Here is a 23,205-nt window from a genome sequence, read left to right on the forward strand (position 1 = left end):
TAATTTAGGTATCGGGGGGTATCATGGCCAAGAGTGTTATCAATGAGGCGGAACAAATCCAGTTGGCTATCCAGATGATCAATCTGGGTGCAAGGCTGCAATTGCTGGAATCTCAAACTACCTTGTCGCGCGAGCGGCTGATCAAGCTGTATAAAGAGATCAAGGGCATGTCGCCTCCCAAGGGAATGCTGCCATTCTCAACCGACTGGTTCCTGACCTGGCAACCCAATATCCATTCCTCGATTTTCGTGAATATCTACCGTTTTCTGATTGAACATGCCGGTGTGAGAGGGATCACGGCAGTCATGAAGGCTTATAAACTGTATTTGCAGCAGGTGGGCAGCGAGCCCGATGATGAAATGGTCTTGTCCCTGACACGCGCCTGGACGTTGATTCGCTTCCTTGATAGCAATATGTTGAAAATGCAGAAGTGTCGCTGTTGTGGCGGCGAGTTTGTCGTCAATGCCTATGACCTGCATGAGCATTATCAATGCAACCTCTGTCATGTGCCTTCTCGCGCAGGCAAGACCAAAAAAGCCAAGGAGCAGGCTGCGGCACTGATTGCATAATACATAAGTATGTTGCGTAAAATTCTTTCATGCGACCTTGCCCATGCAGTTTAAGCAAGGTCCAACCCCGGAGTTGAGTGGTGCCAGGAGGCGGTTTCCCCCCGCTATCCTGGCTTTTTTTATTCAGGTAGCCGCCCTTGTCCTTCTCTGGTGCATGGGGCAGGTGGTGTCGTGGCTCGAGTGGGGCAGCCTGCCAGGCTGGGCCTTGTTTCTCGCGCAAGGCGCTTTTGCCAGCCTCCTCTCAATGCTATTGGGGATGGCAGTTTGGTGGCGTTTGATCCACCTGTTATTTCCGTTGGCCATCCTATTCATGCTGCAATGGCAGGTGCCTGCGTGGGCGTACCTGCTGGCATTTTGTTTTACCCTGGCCCTATTCTGGAGTACCTATCGTACCCAGGTGCCTTTTTATCCATCGCTGCCCGCAACCTGGCGCCAGGTCAAGGATTTGATCCCGGTAGACAAGCCAGTCAGTGTGCTCGACATTGGTAGCGGCCTGGGCGGGCTTGTCATGTATCTTGCACGGGAGCGCCCGAATGCCACATGTGCCGGAATCGAGCTAGCTCCTTTGCCATGGCTGCTTAGCGTCCTGCTGGCAGTATTAAAAAAATCCCCTGCGATATTCAAGTATGGCGATTACCAAGCCGTTAACCTTTCTAGGTATGACGTAGTTTTTGCATACCTTTCCCCGGCTGCGATGCCTGATTTATGGCGCAAGGCTGAGAAGGAAATGCAGGCAGGCAGTTTGCTGATCAGTTATGAATTTGAGATTCCGGGAGTGGCTCCCAAATTGCAGATTCAGGAGAGGCCGGATGCCCCAAGTATTTTCGTCTGGGAATTTTAAGCGCGGAGCATTGCGCTTTAGGAAGGCATTCAAGCCACGATGATTCAGATATAAAGGGTTATTGCACTTTAATTACCGCGATCAGAACATCAGCTTGATTGTTATGCTGAAAATAACTTGAGAATCGGGTCTGTTGAAACCCGAACGGAGCTTGCTGATTATGCTGGTGATAGCGGGGTATCTGGTAGTACTTGGAAGTGTGTTTGGCGGATTTGCCATGGCGGGTGGCCATCTGGCGGCTCTGTTCCAGCCGATAGAGTTGCTCATGATCGGCGGTGCGGCGATCGGCGCCTTCCTAGTTGGCAATGATGCAAAAGCTATCAAGGCTACGCTGAAAGCCTTGCCCAGTGTTTTCAAAGGTTCGAAATATAGTAAGTCGCGCTACATGGATCTGCTGGCGCTGCTGTTTGAAATCCTCACCAAGATCCGCCGCGACGGCATGATGGCGATCGAAAACGATATCGAAAACCCTGAAAGTAGCCCGATTTTTTCCAAGTATCCGGACCTCTTGTCCGACCACCACCTGATGGATTTTATCTGCGACTACCTGCGCCTGATGTCGTCGGGCAACATGGATGCGTTCCAGATCGAGAACCTCATGGAAAATGAAATCGAGACCCACCACCACGAAAGCATGGTGCCCTCGCATTGCATTGCGCGCCTGGGCGACGGCATGCCGGCATTCGGCATTGTGGCTGCCGTGATGGGGGTAGTGCATACCATGGAATCAGTCGGTTTGCCGCCGAATGAGCTGGGCATGCTGATTGCCCATGCTTTGGTAGGAACCTTTCTTGGCATCCTGCTCGCTTATGGCTTTGTCGGCCCGCTTGCGAGCTTGCTGGAACGCAAGGCGGATGAATCTTCCAAGATGTTCCAGTGCGCGAAGGTGACTTTCCTTGCCAGCCTCAATAGTTATGCGCCTGCAATTGCGGTGGAATTCGGCCGTAAGGTGTTGTATTCCACCGAGCGCCCGGAATTTGCCGAGCTGGAGGCTCACGTCAAGCAGGCCAAGGCCCGCTAGGACCGGAAGCAGCGGAGAACGAAATGGCCCAGGAAAACGTCAGGATTGTCGTCAAGCGCGTTAAAAGCCATGGTGGCGGCCACCATGGGGGCGCTTGGAAAATAGCCTATGCCGACTTTGTCACGGCCATGATGGCGTTCTTTCTGCTGATGTGGTTGCTGGGTTCCACGACCAAGGCAGATTTGCAGGGGATTTCCGAATACTTCAAGACACCGCTCAAGGTTGCCATGCAGGGCGGTTCGGGTGCGGGTGCCAGCGATAGTGTTCTCAAAGGCGGCGGCAATGATATGACCAAGAAGCAGGGGCAGATCAGAAAAGCCGAGGATATCGAGGCCAAGAAGAAACCTGATCTCAAGACCGCCAAAGAGGAAGTGGCCAAGGCCGAATTGCAACAGCTCAAGGAACTGAAAAAGCGTATTGAGGAGGCAATTGAGGCCAGCAAAACGTTGCAGCAGTTCAAGAAACAGCTGTTGCTGGATATTACGACTGAGGGCCTGCGCATCCAGATTGTCGATGAGCAGAACCGGCCCATGTTTGCCTTATCGAAAGCTGAGCTCCAGCCTTATGCCCGGCAGATACTGCACGAAATCGGCCAACTGCTCAACGATGTGCCTAACAAGATCAGCTTGTCCGGGCATACTGATGCGGCCCCTTATCCCAATGGCGGACGTTATTACAGCAACTGGGAGTTATCTTCAGACCGGGCCAATGCCTCGCGTCGTGAGCTTGTTTCGGGCGGGTTGAAGGAAGAAAAGCTGTTGCGTGTGGTCGGGCTGTCCTCTGCGGTGTTGTTCGACAACGATAATCCGCTAAACCCTGTGAATCGTCGTATCAGCATCATCATCATGAACAAGAAAGCCGAGGAGGAAACCATGAGTGACAATGGTTCGGCAGAGGTGGATGCGGCCGACAAGGTGCCTGGCTTGACTGAGAATTTCAATAACCAATGATATTGATCAAGCAGGATTTTTCTCTTGTTTTTTGCAGATTGAATACAGTCTGGACAAGGTAGCTTATATGGCAGGTCAGACTATACCGGTAGATGAATTAAAAGAGTTGCTGGTCAGCCTCGGGGGCTGGGGCGAGGAACATCTTGAGCATGTTGAGACCGACCTCAACCGCGCCAATGGACTGTTGCGCGAAGCGATCAGCATGCTGGTGGATGGTTTTATGGCCATTAACCGCGCAGCCCAGGCACAACAACAGATATTGCTGAGTTTAAGCAGCAGCACGCAATTGTCTCAACAGCATATTGCCGAAGTGGCGATGTATAGCCGCCAGATCGAGAGCGAGGTCAACCGCGTAGTGACGGGCATGCAGTTTGAGGACATGACCAATCAATTGTTGATGCGCGCGCTTGCCCGCGTAGGGGGGCTCAAGATGTTGCTGCTGGCAATGGCAGATCAGCACGAGTCCCTGGTTTCTGGCCATTCTCATGAAGATATTGCTGCCATTTTGCAGCGGATGAGTGAGTCGCTTAACGAAAGGCGTGCCTCCATGCACAAGGATTTGCAGTCCTCCGTGAATCAGCAGCATATGGGGGCGGGTGATATTGAGCTTTTCTAGGATTCTTTTTTAACAAGTAGATGCGTGCCGGGGAGCGCTTAGGCACGCAAAAACGGGGATTTAAATATGGCAAAGACAATACTGGCTGTAGATGACTCTGGGTCGTTGAGGCAGATGGTCGTATTCAGTCTGAATGCGGCTGGCTATCAGGTGATAGAGGCTGTGGATGGGGAAGATGCGCTGAGCAAGGCCAAATCCAACGTCGTAGACCTGGTATTGACTGACCAGAATATGCCGAACATGGATGGCCTGACACTGATTAAGTCGCTGCGCAGCCTCAGTTCTTACGAGAAAGTGCCGATATTAATGTTAACGACAGAGTCTAGCGACGAGATAAAAGCATTGGGCAAGGCAGCGGGAGCGACTGGTTGGCTGGTCAAGCCATTTGACCCAAAGCGTTTATTGGATGTTGTTCAGCGCGTCATCGGATGATGCCGTCAGTACTGCACAGAACTCCTGTCCCGGCAGGGATGGATAAGCATGAATCAATGTGGAGTGAACAATGACAATTGATATGAGCCAGTTTTACCAGGTGTTCTTCGATGAATCGGATGAACTGCTGGCAGAGGCTGAGCGTTTGCTGCTCGAACTTGATATCGGGGATCCCAGTTCGGAAGACCTCAATGCGATTTTCCGGGCAGCGCATTCGATCAAGGGCGGGGCGGCCACTTTCGGCATGACCGATATGACCGAGATTACCCATGTGCTTGAGAACCTGCTGGACCGCATCCGCAAGAACGAGATGGAACTGAAGGCCGAACATGTGGATGTGTTCCTGGCTGCCAAGGATATCCTCAAAATGCAGCTGGATGGGCATCGCAGTGGTTCGGCAGTGGACCAGGATGCGGTCAACGATATCAAGCTGACATTGCAGAAGCTGGCCCAGGAGGGGGGGAGGGCCGTTACTCCGCCGCCGGTCACATTGGCTGTTGCTGCGCAGGTTGCTGAGACAGTGGCCCAGGAAGCAGAGCAGGCGTTATCGACGGATGCAACAAAGCAATACCGGGTGCAATTGCCGGAGCTTCCCGAGAAAGACGTGACTGCACTGAGCGAGGAGCTCGCGTTGCTCGGCACGGTGGAGGCATTGCCTGCCGTTGGCAAGTGTCATGTGCTCAAGCTGAGCACAGAAGAGAGTCTGGACAATATTGTGGCAATTTGCTCCTTTATTCTTGATCCGGATGACCTCGTAATCACCGAACTGGAAGCTGCGACTGACTCGTCAGGCCACACAAAGGCAGCGGCGAGCGGCAAGCAACAGCTTTTGCTGGAAATCCCGGATGTTGCAGACAAGGATATGGCGACGCTCGTCTCCGAGCTGGAGTTGCTGGGCAAAGTCACGCTACAACCTGCGGCCGGCAACCTGCAATCGTTGTGGCTGGAAACTGAGGAAAGCCGGGACAGTATTCTGGCCGTGAGCTCATTTGTCGTGGATGCAGACAAGCTGAAAATCAGCGAGCGAGGCGATGCCGTAACACTAGCGCCTGCCCAGGCAGCGCCAGCCAAGGCTAAGTCACTGGATGAAGGTGATTTTGGCTTGTTTGACAGCAGCGAGGCCAAGCCGGCATCTGCTGCTCCGCAACCTGAAGCCAAGGTGCAGCAAGGGGAGCCGGTGGAAAACAAGCGTGTTGCACCGCGCCGTGAATCAGACAAGGCAGTTGCCAGCCAGGAGACGACTTCTATCCGGGTCGGCATTGAAAAGGTTGACCAGCTGATCAACCTGGTGGGCGAGCTGGTGATTACGCAAGCCATGATAGAGCAGCGCACCAGTACGTTGGATCCCATGCTGCATGAACGGCTGCTTAATAGCGTAGGCCAACTCACGCGCAATACGCGCGACTTGCAGGAAGCCGTCATGTCCATCCGCATGATGCCGATGGATTATGTATTTTCGCGTTTTCCACGCATGGTGCGTGATCTTGCAGGCAAGCTCGGCAAGAAGGTCGAATTTGTCACTAATGGTGCCGCGACCGAACTGGACAAGGGACTGATCGAGCGCATTGTCGACCCATTGACCCATCTGGTGCGCAACAGTGTGGACCACGGCATAGAGTCGCCTGAGGTGAGAACCGCTGCAGGCAAGAACCCGATCGGCCGTTTGTCGCTTTCAGCAGGCCATATGGGCGGCAATATCATTATTGAGGTGAGTGATGATGGTGGCGGCCTCAACCGCGAGCGTATCCTCAACAAGGCCAAATCCTCGGGGCTCAGCGTTTCAGACAACATGCCTGATAGCGATGTCTGGCAATTGATCTTTGCTCCCGGATTTTCCACTGCCGAGCAAGTGACTGATGTATCCGGGCGCGGTGTGGGCATGGATGTCGTCAAGCGCAACATCACAGCCATGGGCGGCGTGGTCGACATACGCTCGGCTTCCGGCTATGGCACTACTATTTCAATTTCCCTGCCGCTCACCCTCGCCATTCTGGATGGCATGTCTGTCCGTGTCGGTGACGAGGTATATATCCTGCCGCTCAGCTTTGTCATGGAGTCGTTACAGCCCTCGGCGGATGACGTCAAGGATGTGACCGGGCAGGGGCGCCTGGTCAAGGTTCGCGAAGACTACCTGCCATTGATCCCGTTATATCAGATGTTTGGTATTGAGCCGCTCCATCGTGAGCCGGAAAACGGCATCCTCGTGGTATTGCAGGCAGATGGCAAGAAAGCCGCCTTATTTGTTGATGAGCTGGTGGGTCAGCAGCAAGTCGTGGTGAAGAATCTTGAATCCAATTATCGCAAGGTTGCGGGGATTTCCGGTGCCACCATACTCGGTGATGGCGGCGTATCACTGATTCTCGATGTGGCCAATCTGCTGCGATCCAGCAGGCAATTGATCGCTGAACCTTCCATTCATTAAGAGGTGTTGTCATGTTAGAAGCAGCAGGCAGTAAGGCTGAAAGTCAATCGGCCCCACCAGGGGCAGCGCAAGGCGAAAACAGTGAGTTCCTTGCTTTTACGCTGGGCAGCGAGGAGTACGGAATCGATATCCTCAAGGTGCAGGAAATACGGGGTTATGAAAGTGTTACCCGGATTGTCAACGCCCCCGAGTTTATCAAAGGGGTGATCAACCTGCGCGGCATTATCGTGCCTATCGTCGATATGCGGATCAGATTCAAGCTGGGTTCGCCTACCTATGACCAGTTTACCGTCGTGATCATCCTCAACATCAATGGTCGTGTCACCGGGATCGTGGTGGATAGCGTATCGGATGTCACTACGCTGAGTCCACAGCAGATCAAGCCGGCACCAGAAATGGGGTCTATCCTCAGCACGGATTACCTGATCGGGCTGGGAACGTTGGATGACCGGATGTTGATTCTGATCGATATTGACAAATTAATGACCAGTTCAGAAATGGGACTGATCGAGACTATTGTGGCAGACATTTAATAACTATAACGACAAAAGTTTGAACTAAAAAATTGAACTAAGAAGGGCGGAGACGAGAAATGAAGCTACTGAATCCATTAATGAATTATATGTACAGCCTGAAGATTACCAAGCGCCTTGTGATTGGTTTCGGGACGTTGCTGGTATTGCTGGCCGTCATTGTGGTGCTCAGCATTGGCTTGATGACATCCATGAGCAGTCGGACTAATGCGATTGTGGAAGAGTCGGCTGCCAGGCAGGCGATGCTCAATGATTGGAAGCTGTATACCAATATGAACATCATCAATGCAGTGTCCTATATGAGAAATCGCAGCAAGGACCAAGAAGCATACTTCCAGGAAAGAATGGATGAGTATTCCCAAGAGGTGGACAAGTTGCAGTCTCAAGTGATCGAGTCCATGAAGGGTGAGGAGTACCAGCCTTTTCTGCAAAAAATCCAGGATGCGCGAGAGCAATACCGGTCGATACGTGCCGATGCTTTCAAGGTGCGGGTAGCACTCAATATTCGGGTAGCCGCCTTTGAGAACTGGCTCACGAATGAACAAGTCAGCCTGGAAGAAAAACGCAATGTGAGCAATAAATTGCTTGCTGACGAAAAAGACTTCTATGCAAGCATTGACCAGAGCTTCCAGCTTGCACGCACTGCATATCAGGGTGCAGTGGACGAGCTCTTGCAGCATGAGCGTGCAAGGTCACTGGAGCTTGCTGAAGCCAACAGGAGCGCCAGTAACCAGGGCCGGATCCTGGTGGTGGTGCTTGGCCTGGTTGCGATTCTGTTGGGCGTGGTATTCGCCCGGGTCATCACAGTGTCCATTGTTGAGCCGATCAATTATGGCATTCGCGTCATCGGGCGCGTCTCAAAAGGCGACCTTGCGCCAAGGCAAAATGATTTGCTCGACATGATTGATGAAAATGCAGCTGATGAACCAGGCAAGTTGTTGGTTGGTATCCGATTCATGGTCCAGGAGTTGCGCAAACTCGTTACTGAAGTGCGTGGCAGCACCGACACCATGCTGGTGGCTACCAGTGAGATTGCTTCCGGCAATGCCGACCTTTCCTCTCGTACCGAATCCCAGGCTTCAAGCCTGGAAGAAACAGCCAGCTCCATGGAAGAGCTGACCTCTACCGTACGGCAGAATGCTGACAATGCAAGGCAGGCCAACCAATTGGTGATTACTGCTTCAGAGTCTGCGGTACGCGGCGGGCAGGTAGTGGACCAAGTTGTCAACACCATGGGCTCAATCAAGGAAAGCTCCCGCAAGATTGTCGATATCATTGGCGTGATTGACGGCATTGCATTCCAGACCAATATCCTGGCCCTGAACGCGGCGGTGGAGGCTGCACGTGCGGGTGAGCAAGGGCGTGGTTTTGCTGTGGTTGCGAGTGAAGTGCGTAACCTGGCCCAACGTTCGGCTGCGGCTGCAAAAGAAATCAAGGGCCTTATTGGCGATTCAGTAGAAAAGGTGGATGTCGGCAATAAATTGGTGGATCAGGCCGGCGCCACGATGAGCGAGATTGTGAATTCGGTTCAACGTGTCGCTGACATCATGGGTGAAATTACCTCTGCCAGCCAGGAGCAAAGCTCGGGCATTGAGCAAGTCAATATTGCGGTTGGGCAGATGGATGAAATGACACAGCAGAATGCTGCATTGGTTGAGCAAGCAGCCGCCGCTGCCGAAAGTCTGGAGGAACAGGCGCAGAAACTGTCATCCACAGTCAGTGTTTTCAAAATTAATTAAAAATAAATAAAAAAGTACTTGTTTCGTTAAAAGGCAGAAAAACGCACACAGGGCGGATTTACGGAATCCGCCCTGATATCAGGAGAACAGTAATATGCGTGTCAACATGCCTGTAACTACCAATGAGTATTTGCTGCAAGACGGTGAGTCCATTCTTTCCACCACCGACTTGCAAGGGCGAATTACTTATATCAACCAGGATTTCATCCGGGTCAGCGGCTTTACTGAAGAAGAGCTGATAGGCGCTCCTCATAATATTGTGCGACATCCAGATATGCCGCCCGAGGCCTTTGCCGATATGTGGGATACGCTGAAGGCAGGTTCGCCGTGGACCGGAATGGTGAAGAACCGCCGCAAGAATGGCGATTATTACTGGGTCATGGCAAATGCAACACCCATGCGTCAGAACGGTAACGTCGTGGGATATATGTCTGTGCGGGTGAAGCCCACACGCCAGCAGGTGGAAAATGCATCGCGTATTTATGCGCGCCTGCGTGAAAGCAAGCATCACGGTCTCAAGCTATACCGTGGTGAAATCCTGAAAACGGATGTGATATCCAGGATAAGAAGGGCAATGCAAATGACGTTGAAAACACGAGTGGCAGCGACGGCACTTGCCACGGTTCTGGCGATGATCATTGTGATTGTGGCAACGTTGAGTGGGTTAGGCTCAACGTTTGTGATCGGTGGTGCATTGGTTGCCATTGTGGCGGCTGTGAGCCTGGCTGTTTCGCTTTCTGCTTCCGTGATCCGGCCTCTGCGCGAGGCGACGGATATTGCCAACGCGCTTGCGAGCGGCGATCTCTCGCATAAGTTCAGTAGCGCCAAGACTGATGAAACCGGGATGTTGTTGCGCGCGCTCAATCAGATGAATGTCAACATTGTGGCGATGATTTCCGATATCCGTACCAATGTGCAGCGGATTAATACGGGTGTGAGTGAGATTGCCAAAGGCAATAATGACTTGTCGGCACGCACCGAATCACAGGCCAGCTCGCTGGAGGAAACTGCCAGTTCCATGGAGGAACTGGCTTCTACCGTGAAGCAGAATGCCGATAACGCCCGGCAAGCCAACCAGTTGGTCATATCTGCTTCCAGTGTGGCTGCGCGCGGCGGAGAGGTTATTGGTGAAGCAAGGGATAGAATGCGTTTGATCAGTGAGTCTGCCAACAAAATTTCAGACATTATCGGCGTCATTGACGGTATTGCCTTCCAAACCAATATCCTGGCATTGAATGCCGCCGTCGAAGCTGCACGCGCTGGTGAGCAGGGCCGCGGGTTTGCTGTCGTCGCGGCGGAGGTACGCAATCTCGCACACCGTTCAGCTGCGGCCGCCAAGGAAATCAAGGGCTTGATTTCTGACTCGGTAGAGCGTGTTGAAGCCGGGGTGGTGTTTGTTGACCAGGCAGGGACTACCATGTCAGAAATTGTGGCTTCCGTGCGCAGTGTCACCGATATCATGGCCGAGATTTCCGCGGCCTCCACTGAACAAAGTTCAGGCATAGACCAGGTCAACCATGCCGTGAATGACATGGATGAGGTGACGCAGCGTAATGCTGCGCTGGTTGAGGAGTCCGCGGCTGCGGCAGAAGATTTGAAAAGCGATGTTTTACAGCTTGAGCGTGCGGCAAGTGTGTTCAAGCTAGGCAGTGGGATGGATGCCAGGTTGGAACAACAGGCTGCCCTTGCTAAGACCAAGCCAGCGTCCAATACGGCTGCGCCGGCATCAAAGCCTAAAGCCGAGCTTGTGCAAGCAGCCCCAGCCAAAGCTAAAGTTGTCGCAGCAAAAACGACGAATATAAAAAGTAGGGATCCTATCGCTCCGTCTGCATCTACACCCAAGGTTGTGCCTGCCAAAAAAGTCATTGGGTCGGACCTCTCCAGCGATGAGTGGGAAGAGTTTTAACAGCGCTTATGCAGAGGGAATTGCGTAATTGAATCCAAGCACAGCAAGCAAATCAAATTCAGGCAAGGAGTTTGACTTTACGGAGGAGGATTTTGCGCGTGTGCGCAAAATGATTTACCAGGCTGCGGGAATTTCTCTTTCTGAATCCAAGCACGAAATGGTCTATAGCCGTCTTGCCAGACGGTTGCGTGCTACTGGAATTTCCAGCTTCCAGCGTTACCTTGATGCTTTGGAGAACCAGTCTGGCTCTGAGGAGTGGGAGGCATTTACCAATGCGCTGACCACCAATCTGACATCATTCTTTCGTGAACACCATCATTTCCCTATTCTGACAGAACACATCCGCAAAGTTTCCCAACCGATTTCAATCTGGTGCTGCGCGAGTTCCACCGGGGAGGAGCCTTATAGTCTCGCTATCACGGCATGTGAAGCATTTGGCAGCCTGCGCCCACCGGTCGAGATCATTGCCACGGATATTGATACGAATGTGTTGGCGACAGCGGCGGCAGGTATCTATAACCATGACCGCATAGAGAAACTGTCAATGGAGCAGAAGAAAAAGTTCTTTCTCAGAGGCACAGGCAGCCAGCAAGGCTTGGTGCGGGTTCGTGATGATCTGCGCAAGCTCATTACATTCAAGCCCTTGAACCTGCTTGGCGGCAGCTGGCCGCTAAGCGGACAGTTCGATGCCATATTCTGCCGCAATGTCATGATCTATTTCGACAAGCCGACACAGGCCGCGATTCTCAAGCGTTTTGTACCATTGATGAAGCCCGATGGGTTGCTTTTTGCCGGACATTCTGAAAACTTCCTTTATGCGACCGATGCATTCAGGCTCCTAGGCAAGACGGTATATACCCTCAGTCAACGAGGAGGCTGAATATGGTCAATGCTATAGACGAACAGTTGGCTACCAACCTGTATTTTGACAAGACTTTCAATTGCGAGGCTGCCAAGATATTGCCTGGGGAGTATTACACAACCAATAGGGATATTGTGATTGTGACAGTGTTGGGTTCTTGTGTATCGGCATGCATTCGCGACAGGGTGTCGGGTATTGGCGGCATGAATCATTTCATGCTGCCAGAAGGCAGTCCGGCAGATGCCAACAACCCGATCTCGGAGTCGGCCCGTTATGGTACTTACGCAATGGAAGTATTGATCAATCAGTTGCTCAAGGGAGGTGCCCGTCGCGAAAACCTCGAGGCAAAGATTTTTGGCGGCGGGAACGTGCTGAGTGGCTTCACCTCCATCAATATCGGCGAGAAAAATGCCGCGTTTGTACGCAAATATCTGAAGAACGAGAATATTCGGGTGGTAGGCGAGGACCTGAATGATGTTTATCCGCGCAAGGTGTATTTCTTTCCAAGAACCGGGCGCGTATTAGTGAAAAAGTTGAAGCAACTGCACAATAACACCTTGATTACGCGCGAGGAAACCTACGCGAAAAAACTCAAGACGGACAAGGTGGCTGGCGATGTGGAGTTGTTCTAGCAGGTGGTGACTGGGAGGAGACCAGATGCCAAGCAATAACTAAATAAAAGGCAATGTCATGACCATAAAAGTTCTTATCATTGATGACTCGGCGCTGATTCGCAGCCTGCTGACTGAAATTATCAATCAGCAGCCAGATTTGGAAGTGGTTGGTGCTGCGCCTGATCCTTTGATCGCACGTGAAATGATCAAGCAGAAAAATCCGGATGTGCTTACGCTGGATGTAGAAATGCCTAAAATGGATGGCCTGGATTTTCTTGAACGCTTGATGCGTTTACGCCCAACGCCGGTGGTGATGATTTCATCGCTGACCGAGCGTGGCTCGGAAATTACCATGCGTGCCATGGAGTTGGGGGCAGTTGATTTTATTACCAAGCCGAAAATGTCGATCGCCAGCGGCATGCATGAATATAGTGAATTGATTGCCGACAAGATAAGGACAGCTTCCAAGGCCCGACTGATTGCGCGCAAGCCGGTCGTTGCAAATGGAAGCGGAAGTGGTTTGCCAGCGGTGGGCAATCCCCTGATCAGTAGCGAGAAACTGATTATTGTTGGCGCATCTACCGGTGGTACGGAGGCCATTAAGTCCTTTTTGATGCAAATGCCATCGGACTGCCCTGGCATCCTGATAACCCAGCATATGCCGGCCGGCTTTACCCAATCGTTTGCCAATCGGCTTGACGGCTTGTGCAAAATCTCGGTGCAAGAAGCGAAAGGTGGTGAGCGCATCCTGCCTGGGCATGCCTATATTGCTCCGGGACATTCACACCTGTTGCTTTCACGGAGCGGTGCCAACTATGTCACCCAGCTGGATGATGGGCCGCCTGTCAGCCGGCATAAGCCATCCGTGGATGTCTTGTTCAGTTCTGCCGCAAGTAGCGCAGGCAAGAATGCAATTGGTGTTATTCTCACGGGCATGGGTAAGGATGGTGCGGACGGCATGCTGAAAATGAAGCAGGCTGGTGCATATAACTTTGCCCAGGATGAGGCGAGTTGTGTCGTATTTGGCATGCCGAAAGAGGCGATTGCGGCAGGCGGTGTTGATGAAGTGAGCGCGTTGCACGAAATGCCCGGCAAGGTCTTGCAATACCTTGCCGCAAACAGCGCACGCGCGTTGCGTGTCTAATTCCAGGCATGAATGCTTGGTAATTGCGAATAGTACAAATAAAAGTTGAAATGGAGTAACGAATGGCAAATCCCAATACCAAATTTCTGGTGGTCGATGACTTCTCCACCATGCGCCGCATCGTACGCAACCTGCTCAAGGAGCTGGGTTACAACAATGTAGATGAGGCTGAAGATGGCGTAATGGCCCTGGCCAAGCTGAGAAGCGGAAATTTTGACTTTGTTGTGTCCGACTGGAACATGCCCAACATGGATGGACTGACGATGTTGCAGCAAATACGCGCTGATCCTGCATTGTCATCGTTACCCGTGTTAATGGTGACCGCTGAAGCCAAAAAGGAAAACATCATTGCTGCCGCGCAGGCTGGTGCCAATGGCTATGTGGTGAAGCCGTTCACGGCTGCTACCCTGGATGAGAAACTCAGCAAAATCTTTGAAAAGCTTGAAAAAGCAGGGGGCTGATATGAATGACTCGCTTCAAAACATACCTCATGTCCATGACGAAGCTGAGAGTTTGCAAACGCAGCATGATGAGATGTTGCATCGGATTGGTCTGCTGACTCGCAACCTCCATGAAAGTTTGCGCGGCTTGGGTTTTGACAAGTTGCTGGAGCAGGCGGCCCACGGCATACCCGATGCACGGGATCGTCTCAACTATGTGGCAAGGATGACGGAGCAGGCAGCGGAGCGTGTGCTGAATGCGACAGATATCGCCACACCGTTGCAGGATGAATTGAATCAGGAGGCGGCCAGCCTGGAAGCGCGTTGGAAAAGCATATTGACAGTACCTTCACTCAAGAAGGACTATGATCAGGTTGCGGATGAAACCGTTGCGTTTATGACCAAGGCGGTTGGGCATACCGATGCGACGAAAGCGCAACTGCTGGATATCATGATGGCGCAGGATTTCCAGGACCTGACTGGGCAGGTGATCAAGAAAATTACTGAGCTTGCGCAAGAGATTGAGCAACAGCTGGTACAGGTGCTGATAGACTTTTCGCCAACGACAGTTACCAAAAAAGAAGGTGACACTGGCTTGATGAACGGTCCGCAAATTAATCCAGAAGCGGCCATTGATGTTGTGGCTAGTCAGGAGCAGGTTGACGACTTGCTTGACAGCCTGGGTTTTTAAATTTACCGCCGCTGAACTTTTCTGTATGAGGTCGTTGTATCTGGACCTCTGGAGGTAGTAATGCTAGTCCGATTGGGCTATTGCTTATTAGATGGCAATCAGTGACTATTCTAGCTCAGCAGTAGTGAAAAAATAAAATGTGTAAAAAACACGCTTCATATCTCATTTTCAGGGGAATTCCCGTAAGGTATTCAGCTTAGCAGTAACTAAATATTGCTTAAGTTCGTGGTTAAGCAATATTAAAAAGCAAAGGAAGGTTGTGAAGATCACAGCCTTTTTGATGCGTAGAGTAGTTAAAAATATTATTTGCGGAATTTGGAAACTGCTTGCGCACGATTCAGCACATTAAGCTTCTTGAATATGCGTTGCAGATGATTTTTGACAGTAAAAGCGCTGATATCAAGAATCATGCCGATTTCCTGATTGGTTTTGCCTTTGGTAACCCAGTCCATGATTTCAAGTTCTCTACCGGAAAGGATATTCAAGGTTTCATCCTTGGGCTCTGGCTCGATCTTGATAGGCGTTGGCTGTTGCTCTGGCAGGTGCTCAATTTGTCGCAACGCACTGTCGATATAGGGCAAAAGCGCTTCCAGCATAGGGCGGGAAGCCGGTGGGAAGCTTAAGTTGGAGCTAAGCAACACATAAAGGCAATCATGCCGACCACGATGATCCTTGATCGCATGGACTAGCGCTGATTTCATGTTTTTTAAGTAATAGCTTGATTCTGCATTGGAAAATTGATAGTCATGCAAAATGTTATCGGCAGCCGCAAGCGTAAAGGGTGCTTTGGCATGGTTTAGCCAATAGTTAAACAGATTTTGCAGAAATTGATTGATTTCCTGGCTGGCAATTTTGTCAGAACGTATGCCAGGAAGGGGAGAGACAATATTGAAGTATATGACTCCAAGTGAAAAGTCTCCCCAAGCCGTAATCATGATTTCATGCGGCAGGAAAATCTGGAGTTTCCCCTGCATCCAGAGAAAAAGCTCAAAGTGTGAGCGAATTCTCAAAGATTCATGCATTAACTCAATTAACTGGCTTTTTTCAATATCGTTTAAGTTTTTATTTAGGGACATGAACTCGGTTATAATTTGCTAAGCAATTCAGGTCTAATTCTTGTGTCATATGTATAAGCTGACATTATTATGACGTAAATAGCTTGATTGATGAGAGTTTTTGATAGCTTTTATGTGTTATGTCCATAAATATTTTACGGATATTAATGCATTCCTTTAGTTAAAGGCAAAAATTACATGTATCCCGATCTGGTGCATTTAGGTGGTGCTGACAAATACGTCGAGGAAATCCTTGAGATTGTTAATACAATCAAGCTGTTCGGGGATTTTACTGATGAGGAAGTTCGCTATTTATGCTCCTATATGCAATGCTATGCCGCTCCCCGGGACTGTCAGTTACTGACGGAGGGCGATGCGGGCGATTACCTTCTTCTGATTTTGACCGGCGAAGTGAATGTCATCAAAGACATTCCGACTAAAGGAATACAAACCATTGCCAAGGTCAGCGCAGGCGCTATCATCGGTGAAATGTCCCTAGTTGATGGCTTGCCACGGTCGGCGAGTTGTGTCACCAGCTTGCCCACCGATTTTGCAGTGCTGACTCGTGACTCTCTTTATCAGTTGCTTGCCAATATGCCCAAGCTGGGAAATAAAGTATTGGTCAGATTGCTGCAATTGCTTACCGCTCGTTTCCGTGAGAGTTCTGATAGATTCCTTCCAAAAACGCTAGGCGAATTGATTTGACCGAAAATGCCTGCGTTACGGACCATTCTGGTTGGGAAAGTTGAATAGCGCGCTAAAAATAAAGTCATAAAAAAATCCCGCATCGCGGGATTTTTTTATGACTGGCAGGATATTAAGAAATGTAACTACCATAAATGCTGGGTGCTATTGCCAAGACCACGCTTGTCCAGTAAGGCGGGCGACTTCCACGATTACTAGCAGTGCAGATATCTCCTTATCCTGTATTAGCGTAGTAAAGATTCACATGAATACCATCCAGGCTTTATCCGCCAAGTAATCCAGATAGACCAACGTTGACTAAAGCCTCTAGATTGTGCAATAGCGCGAATAGAATTAATTTGTCAAATAAATTGTCATATTATATAGTAAATAATATGCATTTATATTAAAAATGGCTTAATTCATTGTGATTAGTCAATAATGGGGGCTGGATTGGCATGTCCAATGGTGATGAATTCGTACTAACCAACAATGCCAGGTATGTAATCGAGAAGAATTTCAAAGAGGTAGATGTATTTTCTCTTTAATCTGGAAGCCAGGTTGCTGGGTAAGAAAAGTAAAATAAAGCGCCAGATCCGCGAGTTTGCCAGAGTCCGCGATATTAAGTTGATGCTGAATGGTTTCAAGGGAAGATATTTCAAAGCTACGCCGTGCGGCGTGGTTTTTGTCATGGCTACTCCCGAGATATGTATTACCATTTTTAGGTTGAAGGACCGCTAGGTATTTGACAATGGATTGGCTAATGCAGGTAGTCAATTCAAATTGTTATAAGTGAAAAATGCATTGGATTTGTGGCGTCCGCGGCTGACATACAGTAGTACCCAGACTGAAAGTTTTGGAGTGCTTCACGAATTTCTAAGCTAAGATAGTTTGCAAATGATTGAGGTCTTTGCGGAAAAAATGAAAAAGGCCTACATTGCTGTAAGCCTTAATATGACTGGTGGGGCATGTAGGGGTCGAACCTACGACAAACGGATTAAGAGTCCGCTGCTCTACCAACTGAGCTAATGCCCCAATCGAGGAACGGCATTATGCGTGCCTTTGAGGCACGTGTCAACTTGAAAGCGGCAAATTAATCGAGTACCTTAGCTTTTTCCACCACTCCCCCGAAAGTACATTGCATGGCAGTTCAAATTATCCCAACCCAGCCGTTCAGCGACCAAAAGCCGGGGACATCCGGGTTGCGCAAACGTGTCACAGTTTTCCAGGCGCCGCATTATCTTGAAAATTTCGTCCAGAGTATTTTCGATGCTATCAAGGCGCCGGCCGGTTCAACTTTGGTTGTTGGCGGGGATGGCCGTTTCTACAATATTGAAGCGATCCAGATCATTCTCAAAATGGCGGCAGCCAACGGATTCGGCCATGTGCTGGTGGGGGAGAATGGCATTCTGTCCACGCCCGCTGCCTCCTGTGTGATCCGCAAGTATCAGACCTTCGGAGGCATTATCCTGTCGGCAAGCCATAACCCCGGCGGCCCGCAAGGCGACTTCGGCATCAAGTTCAACACAGCCAACGGCGGCCCGGCGCCGGAAAAGGTCACTGAGGCGATTTTTGTGCGTAGCAAGGAGATCACTCAGTACAAGATCATTGATGCGCCTGATGTGGCACTGGATGCCTTGGGTGAAACAGAACTAGCGGGAATGAAGGTCGAAGTGATTGATTCGGTCACCGATTATGTCGAGCTGATGGAGACTCTGTTCGACTTTGAGGCGATCCGCCAATTGCTGGCAAGTGGTTTCCGGCTGCGTTTTGATGCCATGCATGCGGTCACAGGGCCTTATGCTCGTGCCATTCTGGTTGATCGCTTAGGCGCTGAAGCAAGCGCTGTGATGAATGCCGTTCCATTGCCTGATTTTGGTGGCGGACATCCTGATCCCAACCTGACCTATGCGCATGACCTAGTCGAGATCATGTATGGTGCGGATGCGCCAGATTTCGGCGCTGCATCGGATGGTGACGGCGATCGCAATATGATTCTGGGCAAGCATTTCTTTGTGACGCCTTCTGACAGCCTGGCGTTGATTGCGGCGGATGCGCGCCTGGTGCCAGGCTATGTGCAAGGCATTGCCGGTGTGGCGCGTTCGATGCCGACCAGCGCGGCGGTAGACCGTGTGGCCGAAGAGTTGGATATCCCATGCTTCGAGACGCCGACTGGCTGGAAGTTCTTCGGCAACCTGATGGATGCCGGCAAGGTGACATTGTGTGGCGAGGAGAGCTTCGGTACTGGCTCGGACCATGTACGTGAAAAGGACGGCTTGTGGGCGGTGTTGTTCTGGCTCAACATTCTTGCCATCAAGCGCCAGCCGGTGGAAACTATCGTGAAGCGGCATTGGGCGCGTTTTGGCCGCAATGTCTATTCGCGTCATGATTATGAGGAGTTGCCGAGTGCGGCCGCTCAAGGTGTGATCGAGCATGTGCGTGCGAGCTTCCCTGTGCTTGAAGGCAAGGTGTTGGGGCGCTACACGATCAAGACTTGCGACGACTTCAGTTATACCGATCCTGTCGATGGCAGTGTCAGCCAGAAGCAGGGGATCCGTATCCTGTTCGAGGATGGTTCGCGGATTGTGTTCCGGCTTTCGGGAACGGGGACTGAAGGCGCAACCTTGCGGATTTACTTGGAGGCTTTTGAGCCCAATGCATCCAAGCATGGCCTGGATGCGCAGGAGGCGCTAGGCGAGTTGATTGAGATTGCTCACCAAATTTCCGAGTTGAAGCAGCGTACAGGCCGCGAGCAACCCACTGTCATTACTTGATGCAGTTTGCTTCGATCCTGACAGATAGGTTGATATTACGACAATGGCGGGAGGATGATCTTGCGCCATTTGCTGCACTTAATGCAGATGCTGAGGTGATGGCGTATTTTCCGCAAGCCTTGGACAGGCCGCGCAGCGATGAGATGGTTCAGCGTTGCGCCAGCCTGATCAAGGAACGTGGCTGGGGATTCTGGGCTGTGGAGGATAGGCTAAGCCATGCTTTCATCGGTTTTGTCGGTTTACACGTGCCCTCGCATGACCTGCCTTTCATGCCTTGTGTCGAAATCGGGTGGCGTTTGTCTCGCGCGTATTGGGGAAAAAGCTATGCATTTGAGGCGGCAAAAGCAGCCTTGAATATTGGGTTCGGCGCTTTAGGCTTAGACGAGATTGTGGCATTCACTACCCTCAAAAACACGCGTTCACGTGCCTTGATGGAACGCCTCGGCATGCAGCAGGACGCCGAAACATTCGATCATCCCAGTGTTTTGCATATTCTTTCCCTACGCGTGCATGTGCTCTATCGTCTGCGGCGTGAGGATTGGGTGCAGCAGGCTTGGGCTACTCCTCAACCTGGGTGATCGTCATCTTCCCCTGAAATAAGCGTACATCCATGCGGCCGAGGAAGGACATGCCCAGCAGCACATCGCCTTCGAGTCCCGGCGCAATGACAGCAGCCACATTCTGCGCCTTCACGCCGCCAAGCTGGACCGACTCCAGCCGGGTCATATAGGCGACGGTATTGCCATTGGCTGTGGAAGTGCGGATGGCCTGCTTGCTTTGCAGTTGCAGGCGGTCGGCAACCCGTTGCGATATTGCGACCCCAGTGGCGCCTGTATCGACCAATACATTGACCTTGCTGCCATTGATCAATGCTTCGGCACGGTAGTGGCCATCTTGTCCGCGCTGCAAGGTGACGTTGGGCGCATCCCCCAGGATGCTGAGCTTATTGGGATTGATGGCGCGGTCTGCCAGGTAATAGACGCCGCCGGCCAATGCCAGCCAGACCACCCACCATAGCAGACGCGTGCCGCCCATGTTCAGAACGGCAACTTGGCGTCAGGCACAGCAGCAAGAATCACGCTACGGAACTGCTCCTGAATGCGCTTGAGCGCATCAGTGCTATCCGCCTCGAAGCGCAATACAATCACCGGCGTGGTATTGGAAGGGCGCATGAGGCCAAAGCCATCGCTGTATTCCACACGCAGGCCGTCTATAGTGATGACTTCTTTCGCATCTTCGAACCTGGCACTGGCTTGCAGCTTGCTGATCAGTTGATGCGGCTCGCCCTCCTTCATGTTGATGTGCTGCTCTGGGGTGCTGACGCTATCGGGCAATCCATTCAGGACGGCAGAGGGATCATCGAACTGGCTGAGGATTTCCAGCAGGCGGGCGCCGGCGTAGAGGCCGTCGTCAAACCCGTACCAGCGTTCCTTGAAAAATACGTGGCCGCTCATTTCCCCGGCCAGTGCGGCGCCAGTTTCCTTCATCTTGGCCTTGACCAGTGAATGTCCGGTTTTCCACATCAAGGGCTCGCCGCCGCGTTGCTTGATCCATGGGGCGAGGTTACGGGTAGATTTCACGTCGTAAATAATGGTGGCCGCCGGATTGCGCTTGAGTACGTCTTCTGCAAACAGTAGGAGCTGGCGGTCAGGATAGATGATGCTGCCATCCTTGGTGACGACACCGAGACGGTCGCCATCGCCATCGAAGGCGAAGCCGATTTCTGATTGGCCCGCTATCAGGTTCTTGATCAGGTCCTTGAGATTCTCTGGAACGGACGGGTCGGGGTGGTGATTGGGAAAATGGCCGTCCACCTCGCAGAACAATTCTTCCACCTCGCAGCCCAGCGCACGGTAGAGCTTGCCTGCAAAAGCGCCTGGTACGCCGTTGCCGCAGTCTACAGTCAGCTTGAGTGGACGCTTGAGCTTGATATCGGAGGCGATGCGTTCGATATAGGCGGGCGCAATGTCATGGCTGCTTTCCTGGCCCTCGCCATGTACAAAGTCTTGTTTGTCGATACGTGTGCGCAGGCGCTGGATGGTGTCGCCGGACAAGGTCTCGCCAGCCACAACCATCTTCAGGCCGTTGTATTCAGGCGGGTTATGGCTGCCGGTGACCATGACGCCGGAACCTGTGTCGAGGTGGTAGGCTGCGAAATACACCATGGGGGTTGCCACCAGCCCGAGATTGATCACATCCAGGCCGCTTTTACGGATGCCGCGCGAGAGCGCAGCAGCAAGCTCGGGGCCTGACAATCGGCCGTCATAGCCGACGCAGATGGTTTTCTGCTCGCGTTGCGCGGCTTCACTGCCGATCGCATGGCCGATTGCCTCCACTATTTCCGGGGTGAGGGTCTTGCCGACGATGCCACGTATATCGTAGGCCTTGAAGATTTCCTTTGGTGCCGTCATGGTGCTCCCTTGATTTGATTTTGAATGTGGTGTGGTGAATGCCGAGTTATTCCGCTTCTTCTATCCAGGCAAGCTGGATGGCTTCCAGAATACGTTCTCCGCATTTCTCCGGATCGTCATTGAAATCCTCCAGCGCCAATATCCAGTCGTAAAGATCGGTGAAGCGGATGAGCTTGGGGTCGACATCAGGATGTTTATCAAAGAGTTCTTCAGCAATGCGCTGGCTATCAGTCCATTTCATGATGGTTTCCTTGCAATTGTCTGCCTATATTATCCGGCAACTGTGAAAATTAAGAGTCGCTCTAAGAGCGGTTAACAAAACTCAGCGAAGCGCTCTTGGCTAGGCGCTTTGCCGCAGGCAGTACAAGTAAGTACGACAAGGCGAAGCAACAACGCCAGGAGAGTTTTGTTAGCCACTCTAAATGTGCTTGGCGCGGACATACTGGTCTGGCCAGGTTAAATCCACACGTAATTCTTTTGCTGCATGCAATGGCCAGTGCGGATCGCTCAACAATTTGCGCGCAAGCATGATGACATCGGCCTGGCCTGTGACCAGGACATGCTCGGCTTGCAATGCTGACGTAATAAGGCCCACTGCGCCGCTGGCAATGCCTGCTTCATGGCGGATGCGTTCAGCGAATTCGGTTTGATAGCCTGGACCTGCGGGAATTTTCGCATCGAGGATCAAGCCGCCGCTGGAGCAGTCTATCAGGTCAATGCCGATTTCCTTGAGCCACTGGGCAAGTTGGATGGATTGCTCAATATCCCATCCGCCTTCCACCCAGTCCGTAGCCGAAATACGTACGAACATGGCCTTGCCTTGCGGCCACAGGTCACGCAGTTCCTTTGCAATTTGCAATGTCAGCCGGCAGCGGTTTTCCAGGCTGCCGCCATATTCGTCATCACGCTGGTTCGACAGGGGAGAGAGAAATTCATGCAGCAGATAACCGTGGGCACAATGCAGTTCCAATACCTCAAAGCCTGCTTCCAGCGCACGTTGTGCCGTAGTGCGGAATTGGGTTGCGACTTGCTGGATGTCTTCCCTGCTCAGCGCACGTGGCGTGCCATGCTCCGGAGTAACTGGAATGGCGGATGGCGCCACCGTCTGCCAGCCGCCTTGCTCAGCAGTTAAGAATTTTCCGTCGCGCCAGGGCACATCGCAGGATGCCTTGCGTCCCGCATGCGCAATCTGGATCGCCGGGACGGCATGTTGCTGCTTGATGAAGTCCACGATGGGCTTGAATGCCTCGGTGTGTTCATCCGACCATAATCCCAGGCAGAAAGGGGTGATGCGCCCTTCAGGCGCAACAGCCGTGGCCTCGACGATAACCAGGCCAGCGCCGCCAACGGCAAGGCCGCCAAGGTGTACGAGATGCCAGTGGTTGGCGATACCATCTTCGGCGGAATACTGGCACATGGGCGACACGAAAATACGGTTCTTGATTTCAGTATCGCGGAAGCGTATGGGGGTGAAAAGTTTTGCCATGGGTCGCCGTCTTGG

Annotated in this window: 23 protein-coding genes and 1 tRNA gene; 18 read left to right on the top strand and 6 right to left on the bottom strand. The window is 51.8% G+C overall.

Annotation, left to right across the window (positions count from 1 at the left end; genetic code table 11):
• Nucleotides 1-20 precede the first annotated feature (20 nt).
• The 15 genes from flhC to cheZ all read left to right on the top strand — a co-directional run bounded on the left by flhC (nucleotide 21) and on the right by cheZ (nucleotide 14,780).
• On the top strand, nucleotides 21-569 hold the full coding sequence (flhC, locus tag LG198_RS00930; RefSeq protein ID WP_230342033.1) for a flagellar transcriptional regulator FlhC: 549 nt from the start codon (nucleotides 21-23) through the stop codon (nucleotides 567-569).
• Between the two features lie 43 nt (nucleotides 570-612).
• Entirely contained in the window at nucleotides 613-1,410 is a 798-nt protein-coding gene (locus LG198_RS00935) for a class I SAM-dependent methyltransferase (protein ID WP_230341301.1), read from the top strand.
• 160 nt (nucleotides 1,411-1,570) lie between these two features.
• The gene (motA, locus tag LG198_RS00940) at nucleotides 1,571-2,431 is read left to right on the top strand and encodes a flagellar motor stator protein MotA (RefSeq protein ID WP_230341302.1); all 861 of its coding nucleotides are present in this window, start codon (nucleotides 1,571-1,573) and stop codon (nucleotides 2,429-2,431) included.
• Between the two features lie 23 nt (nucleotides 2,432-2,454).
• A complete protein-coding gene (motB, locus tag LG198_RS00945; RefSeq protein WP_230341303.1) occupies nucleotides 2,455-3,381 on the top strand; it encodes a flagellar motor protein MotB in 927 nt (308 codons plus the stop codon).
• A 67-nt stretch (nucleotides 3,382-3,448) separates the two neighbouring features.
• Entirely contained in the window at nucleotides 3,449-3,997 is a 549-nt protein-coding gene (locus LG198_RS00950) for a chemotaxis protein (protein WP_230341304.1), read from the top strand.
• A gap of 66 nt (nucleotides 3,998-4,063) precedes the next feature.
• Entirely contained in the window at nucleotides 4,064-4,429 is a 366-nt protein-coding gene (locus LG198_RS00955; RefSeq protein WP_230341305.1) for a response regulator, read from the top strand.
• Between the two features lie 70 nt (nucleotides 4,430-4,499).
• Nucleotides 4,500-6,851: a chemotaxis protein CheW gene (locus LG198_RS00960; RefSeq protein WP_230341306.1), complete on the top strand. Its 2,352-nt coding sequence runs from the start codon at nucleotides 4,500-4,502 to the stop codon at nucleotides 6,849-6,851.
• Between the two features lie 11 nt (nucleotides 6,852-6,862).
• Complete coding sequence (locus LG198_RS00965; RefSeq protein ID WP_230341307.1) at nucleotides 6,863-7,384, top strand: chemotaxis protein CheW; 522 nt, start codon at nucleotides 6,863-6,865, stop codon at nucleotides 7,382-7,384.
• A gap of 59 nt (nucleotides 7,385-7,443) precedes the next feature.
• On the top strand, nucleotides 7,444-9,123 hold the full coding sequence (locus LG198_RS14360) for a methyl-accepting chemotaxis protein (protein ID WP_328484873.1): 1,680 nt from the start codon (nucleotides 7,444-7,446) through the stop codon (nucleotides 9,121-9,123).
• A gap of 94 nt (nucleotides 9,124-9,217) precedes the next feature.
• Nucleotides 9,218-11,029: a methyl-accepting chemotaxis protein gene (locus LG198_RS14365; protein ID WP_328484874.1), complete on the top strand. Its 1,812-nt coding sequence runs from the start codon at nucleotides 9,218-9,220 to the stop codon at nucleotides 11,027-11,029.
• Between the two features lie 28 nt (nucleotides 11,030-11,057).
• Complete coding sequence (locus LG198_RS00990) at nucleotides 11,058-11,909, top strand: CheR family methyltransferase (RefSeq protein ID WP_230341308.1); 852 nt, start codon at nucleotides 11,058-11,060, stop codon at nucleotides 11,907-11,909.
• A 2-nt stretch (nucleotides 11,910-11,911) separates the two neighbouring features.
• Entirely contained in the window at nucleotides 11,912-12,523 is a 612-nt protein-coding gene (gene cheD / locus LG198_RS00995) for a chemoreceptor glutamine deamidase CheD (RefSeq protein ID WP_230341309.1), read from the top strand.
• Between the two features lie 58 nt (nucleotides 12,524-12,581).
• Nucleotides 12,582-13,649, top strand: coding sequence for a protein-glutamate methylesterase/protein-glutamine glutaminase (locus LG198_RS01000; protein ID WP_230341310.1), 1,068 nt, complete (start codon nucleotides 12,582-12,584; stop codon nucleotides 13,647-13,649).
• A gap of 62 nt (nucleotides 13,650-13,711) precedes the next feature.
• Nucleotides 13,712-14,110, top strand: coding sequence for a chemotaxis response regulator CheY (gene cheY, locus LG198_RS01005; RefSeq protein WP_230341311.1), 399 nt, complete (start codon nucleotides 13,712-13,714; stop codon nucleotides 14,108-14,110).
• A 1-nt stretch (nucleotide 14,111) separates the two neighbouring features.
• The gene (cheZ, locus tag LG198_RS01010) at nucleotides 14,112-14,780 is read left to right on the top strand and encodes a protein phosphatase CheZ (RefSeq protein ID WP_230341312.1); all 669 of its coding nucleotides are present in this window, start codon (nucleotides 14,112-14,114) and stop codon (nucleotides 14,778-14,780) included.
• A gap of 302 nt (nucleotides 14,781-15,082) precedes the next feature.
• Here the strand turns inward: cheZ and epsA are convergent, their stop codons facing one another.
• Entirely contained in the window at nucleotides 15,083-15,856 is a 774-nt protein-coding gene (gene epsA, locus LG198_RS01015) for an XrtB/PEP-CTERM-associated transcriptional regulator EpsA (RefSeq protein WP_230341313.1), read from the bottom strand.
• A gap of 177 nt (nucleotides 15,857-16,033) precedes the next feature.
• Between epsA and LG198_RS01020 the strand changes: the two genes are divergently transcribed.
• The gene (locus LG198_RS01020; protein WP_230341314.1) at nucleotides 16,034-16,540 is read left to right on the top strand and encodes a Crp/Fnr family transcriptional regulator; all 507 of its coding nucleotides are present in this window, start codon (nucleotides 16,034-16,036) and stop codon (nucleotides 16,538-16,540) included.
• A gap of 938 nt (nucleotides 16,541-17,478) precedes the next feature.
• Here LG198_RS01020 and LG198_RS01025 read toward each other — a convergent pair.
• A tRNA-Lys gene (locus LG198_RS01025) sits at nucleotides 17,479-17,554 on the bottom strand.
• Between the two features lie 107 nt (nucleotides 17,555-17,661).
• Here LG198_RS01025 and LG198_RS01030 point away from each other — a divergent pair.
• Together LG198_RS01030 and LG198_RS01035 are read left to right on the top strand one after the other, a co-directional pair.
• Nucleotides 17,662-19,293: an alpha-D-glucose phosphate-specific phosphoglucomutase gene (locus tag LG198_RS01030; protein ID WP_230341315.1), complete on the top strand. Its 1,632-nt coding sequence runs from the start codon at nucleotides 17,662-17,664 to the stop codon at nucleotides 19,291-19,293.
• Nucleotides 19,293-19,871, top strand: a complete 579-nt coding sequence (locus tag LG198_RS01035) for a GNAT family N-acetyltransferase (protein WP_230341316.1) — start codon at nucleotides 19,293-19,295, stop codon at nucleotides 19,869-19,871. Before LG198_RS01030 ends, LG198_RS01035 begins: the two co-directional genes overlap by 1 nt.
• Here the strand turns inward: LG198_RS01035 and LG198_RS01040 are convergent.
• From LG198_RS01040 to LG198_RS01055, 4 genes are all read right to left on the bottom strand, one after another.
• The gene (locus LG198_RS01040) at nucleotides 19,852-20,328 is read right to left on the bottom strand and encodes a retropepsin-like aspartic protease family protein (RefSeq protein ID WP_230341317.1); all 477 of its coding nucleotides are present in this window, start codon (nucleotides 20,326-20,328) and stop codon (nucleotides 19,852-19,854) included. The two genes, LG198_RS01035 and LG198_RS01040, sit on opposite strands and share 20 nt — an antisense overlap.
• Before the next feature lie 2 nt (nucleotides 20,329-20,330).
• Entirely contained in the window at nucleotides 20,331-21,704 is a 1,374-nt protein-coding gene (locus LG198_RS01045) for a phosphomannomutase/phosphoglucomutase (RefSeq protein ID WP_230341318.1), read from the bottom strand.
• A gap of 46 nt (nucleotides 21,705-21,750) precedes the next feature.
• Entirely contained in the window at nucleotides 21,751-21,945 is a 195-nt protein-coding gene (gene iscX / locus LG198_RS01050) for a Fe-S cluster assembly protein IscX (RefSeq protein WP_230341319.1), read from the bottom strand.
• Between the two features lie 177 nt (nucleotides 21,946-22,122).
• Entirely contained in the window at nucleotides 22,123-23,190 is a 1,068-nt protein-coding gene (locus tag LG198_RS01055) for an NADH:flavin oxidoreductase/NADH oxidase (protein ID WP_230341320.1), read from the bottom strand.
• Nucleotides 23,191-23,205: the final 15 nt, after the last annotated feature.

Origin of the sequence: Methylobacillus arboreus (assembly GCF_020532725.1) — a bacterium.
Taxonomy (GTDB): domain Bacteria; phylum Pseudomonadota; class Gammaproteobacteria; order Burkholderiales; family Methylophilaceae; genus Methylobacillus; species Methylobacillus arboreus.

What these genes read in the sequence shown, in the direction of transcription:
- LG198_RS01040 (WP_230341317.1), bottom strand. Translation starts at nt 20,328, where the DNA reads ATGGGCGGCACGCGTCTGCTATGGTGGGTGGTCTGGCTGGCATTGGCC.
- LG198_RS01035 (WP_230341316.1), top strand. Translation starts at nt 19,293, where the DNA reads ATGCAGTTTGCTTCGATCCTGACAGATAGGTTGATATTACGACAATGG.
- cheZ (WP_230341312.1), top strand. Translation starts at nt 14,112, where the DNA reads ATGAATGACTCGCTTCAAAACATACCTCATGTCCATGACGAAGCTGAG.
- LG198_RS14365 (WP_328484874.1), top strand. Translation starts at nt 9,218, where the DNA reads ATGCGTGTCAACATGCCTGTAACTACCAATGAGTATTTGCTGCAAGAC.
- LG198_RS01020 (WP_230341314.1), top strand. Translation starts at nt 16,034, where the DNA reads ATGTATCCCGATCTGGTGCATTTAGGTGGTGCTGACAAATACGTCGAG.
- LG198_RS00950 (WP_230341304.1), top strand. Translation starts at nt 3,449, where the DNA reads ATGGCAGGTCAGACTATACCGGTAGATGAATTAAAAGAGTTGCTGGTC.
- motA (WP_230341302.1), top strand. Translation starts at nt 1,571, where the DNA reads ATGCTGGTGATAGCGGGGTATCTGGTAGTACTTGGAAGTGTGTTTGGC.
- LG198_RS00955 (WP_230341305.1), top strand. Translation starts at nt 4,064, where the DNA reads ATGGCAAAGACAATACTGGCTGTAGATGACTCTGGGTCGTTGAGGCAG.
- LG198_RS01000 (WP_230341310.1), top strand. Translation starts at nt 12,582, where the DNA reads ATGACCATAAAAGTTCTTATCATTGATGACTCGGCGCTGATTCGCAGC.
- motB (WP_230341303.1), top strand. Translation starts at nt 2,455, where the DNA reads ATGGCCCAGGAAAACGTCAGGATTGTCGTCAAGCGCGTTAAAAGCCAT.
- iscX (WP_230341319.1), bottom strand. Translation starts at nt 21,945, where the DNA reads ATGAAATGGACTGATAGCCAGCGCATTGCTGAAGAACTCTTTGATAAA.
- cheD (WP_230341309.1), top strand. Translation starts at nt 11,912, where the DNA reads ATGGTCAATGCTATAGACGAACAGTTGGCTACCAACCTGTATTTTGAC.
- LG198_RS14360 (WP_328484873.1), top strand. Translation starts at nt 7,444, where the DNA reads ATGAAGCTACTGAATCCATTAATGAATTATATGTACAGCCTGAAGATT.
- LG198_RS00935 (WP_230341301.1), top strand. Translation starts at nt 613, where the DNA reads ATGCAGTTTAAGCAAGGTCCAACCCCGGAGTTGAGTGGTGCCAGGAGG.
- LG198_RS00965 (WP_230341307.1), top strand. Translation starts at nt 6,863, where the DNA reads ATGTTAGAAGCAGCAGGCAGTAAGGCTGAAAGTCAATCGGCCCCACCA.
- LG198_RS01045 (WP_230341318.1), bottom strand. Translation starts at nt 21,704, where the DNA reads ATGACGGCACCAAAGGAAATCTTCAAGGCCTACGATATACGTGGCATC.
- LG198_RS01030 (WP_230341315.1), top strand. Translation starts at nt 17,662, where the DNA reads ATGGCAGTTCAAATTATCCCAACCCAGCCGTTCAGCGACCAAAAGCCG.
- cheY (WP_230341311.1), top strand. Translation starts at nt 13,712, where the DNA reads ATGGCAAATCCCAATACCAAATTTCTGGTGGTCGATGACTTCTCCACC.
- epsA (WP_230341313.1), bottom strand. Translation starts at nt 15,856, where the DNA reads ATGTCCCTAAATAAAAACTTAAACGATATTGAAAAAAGCCAGTTAATT.
- LG198_RS01055 (WP_230341320.1), bottom strand. Translation starts at nt 23,190, where the DNA reads ATGGCAAAACTTTTCACCCCCATACGCTTCCGCGATACTGAAATCAAG.
- LG198_RS00960 (WP_230341306.1), top strand. Translation starts at nt 4,500, where the DNA reads ATGACAATTGATATGAGCCAGTTTTACCAGGTGTTCTTCGATGAATCG.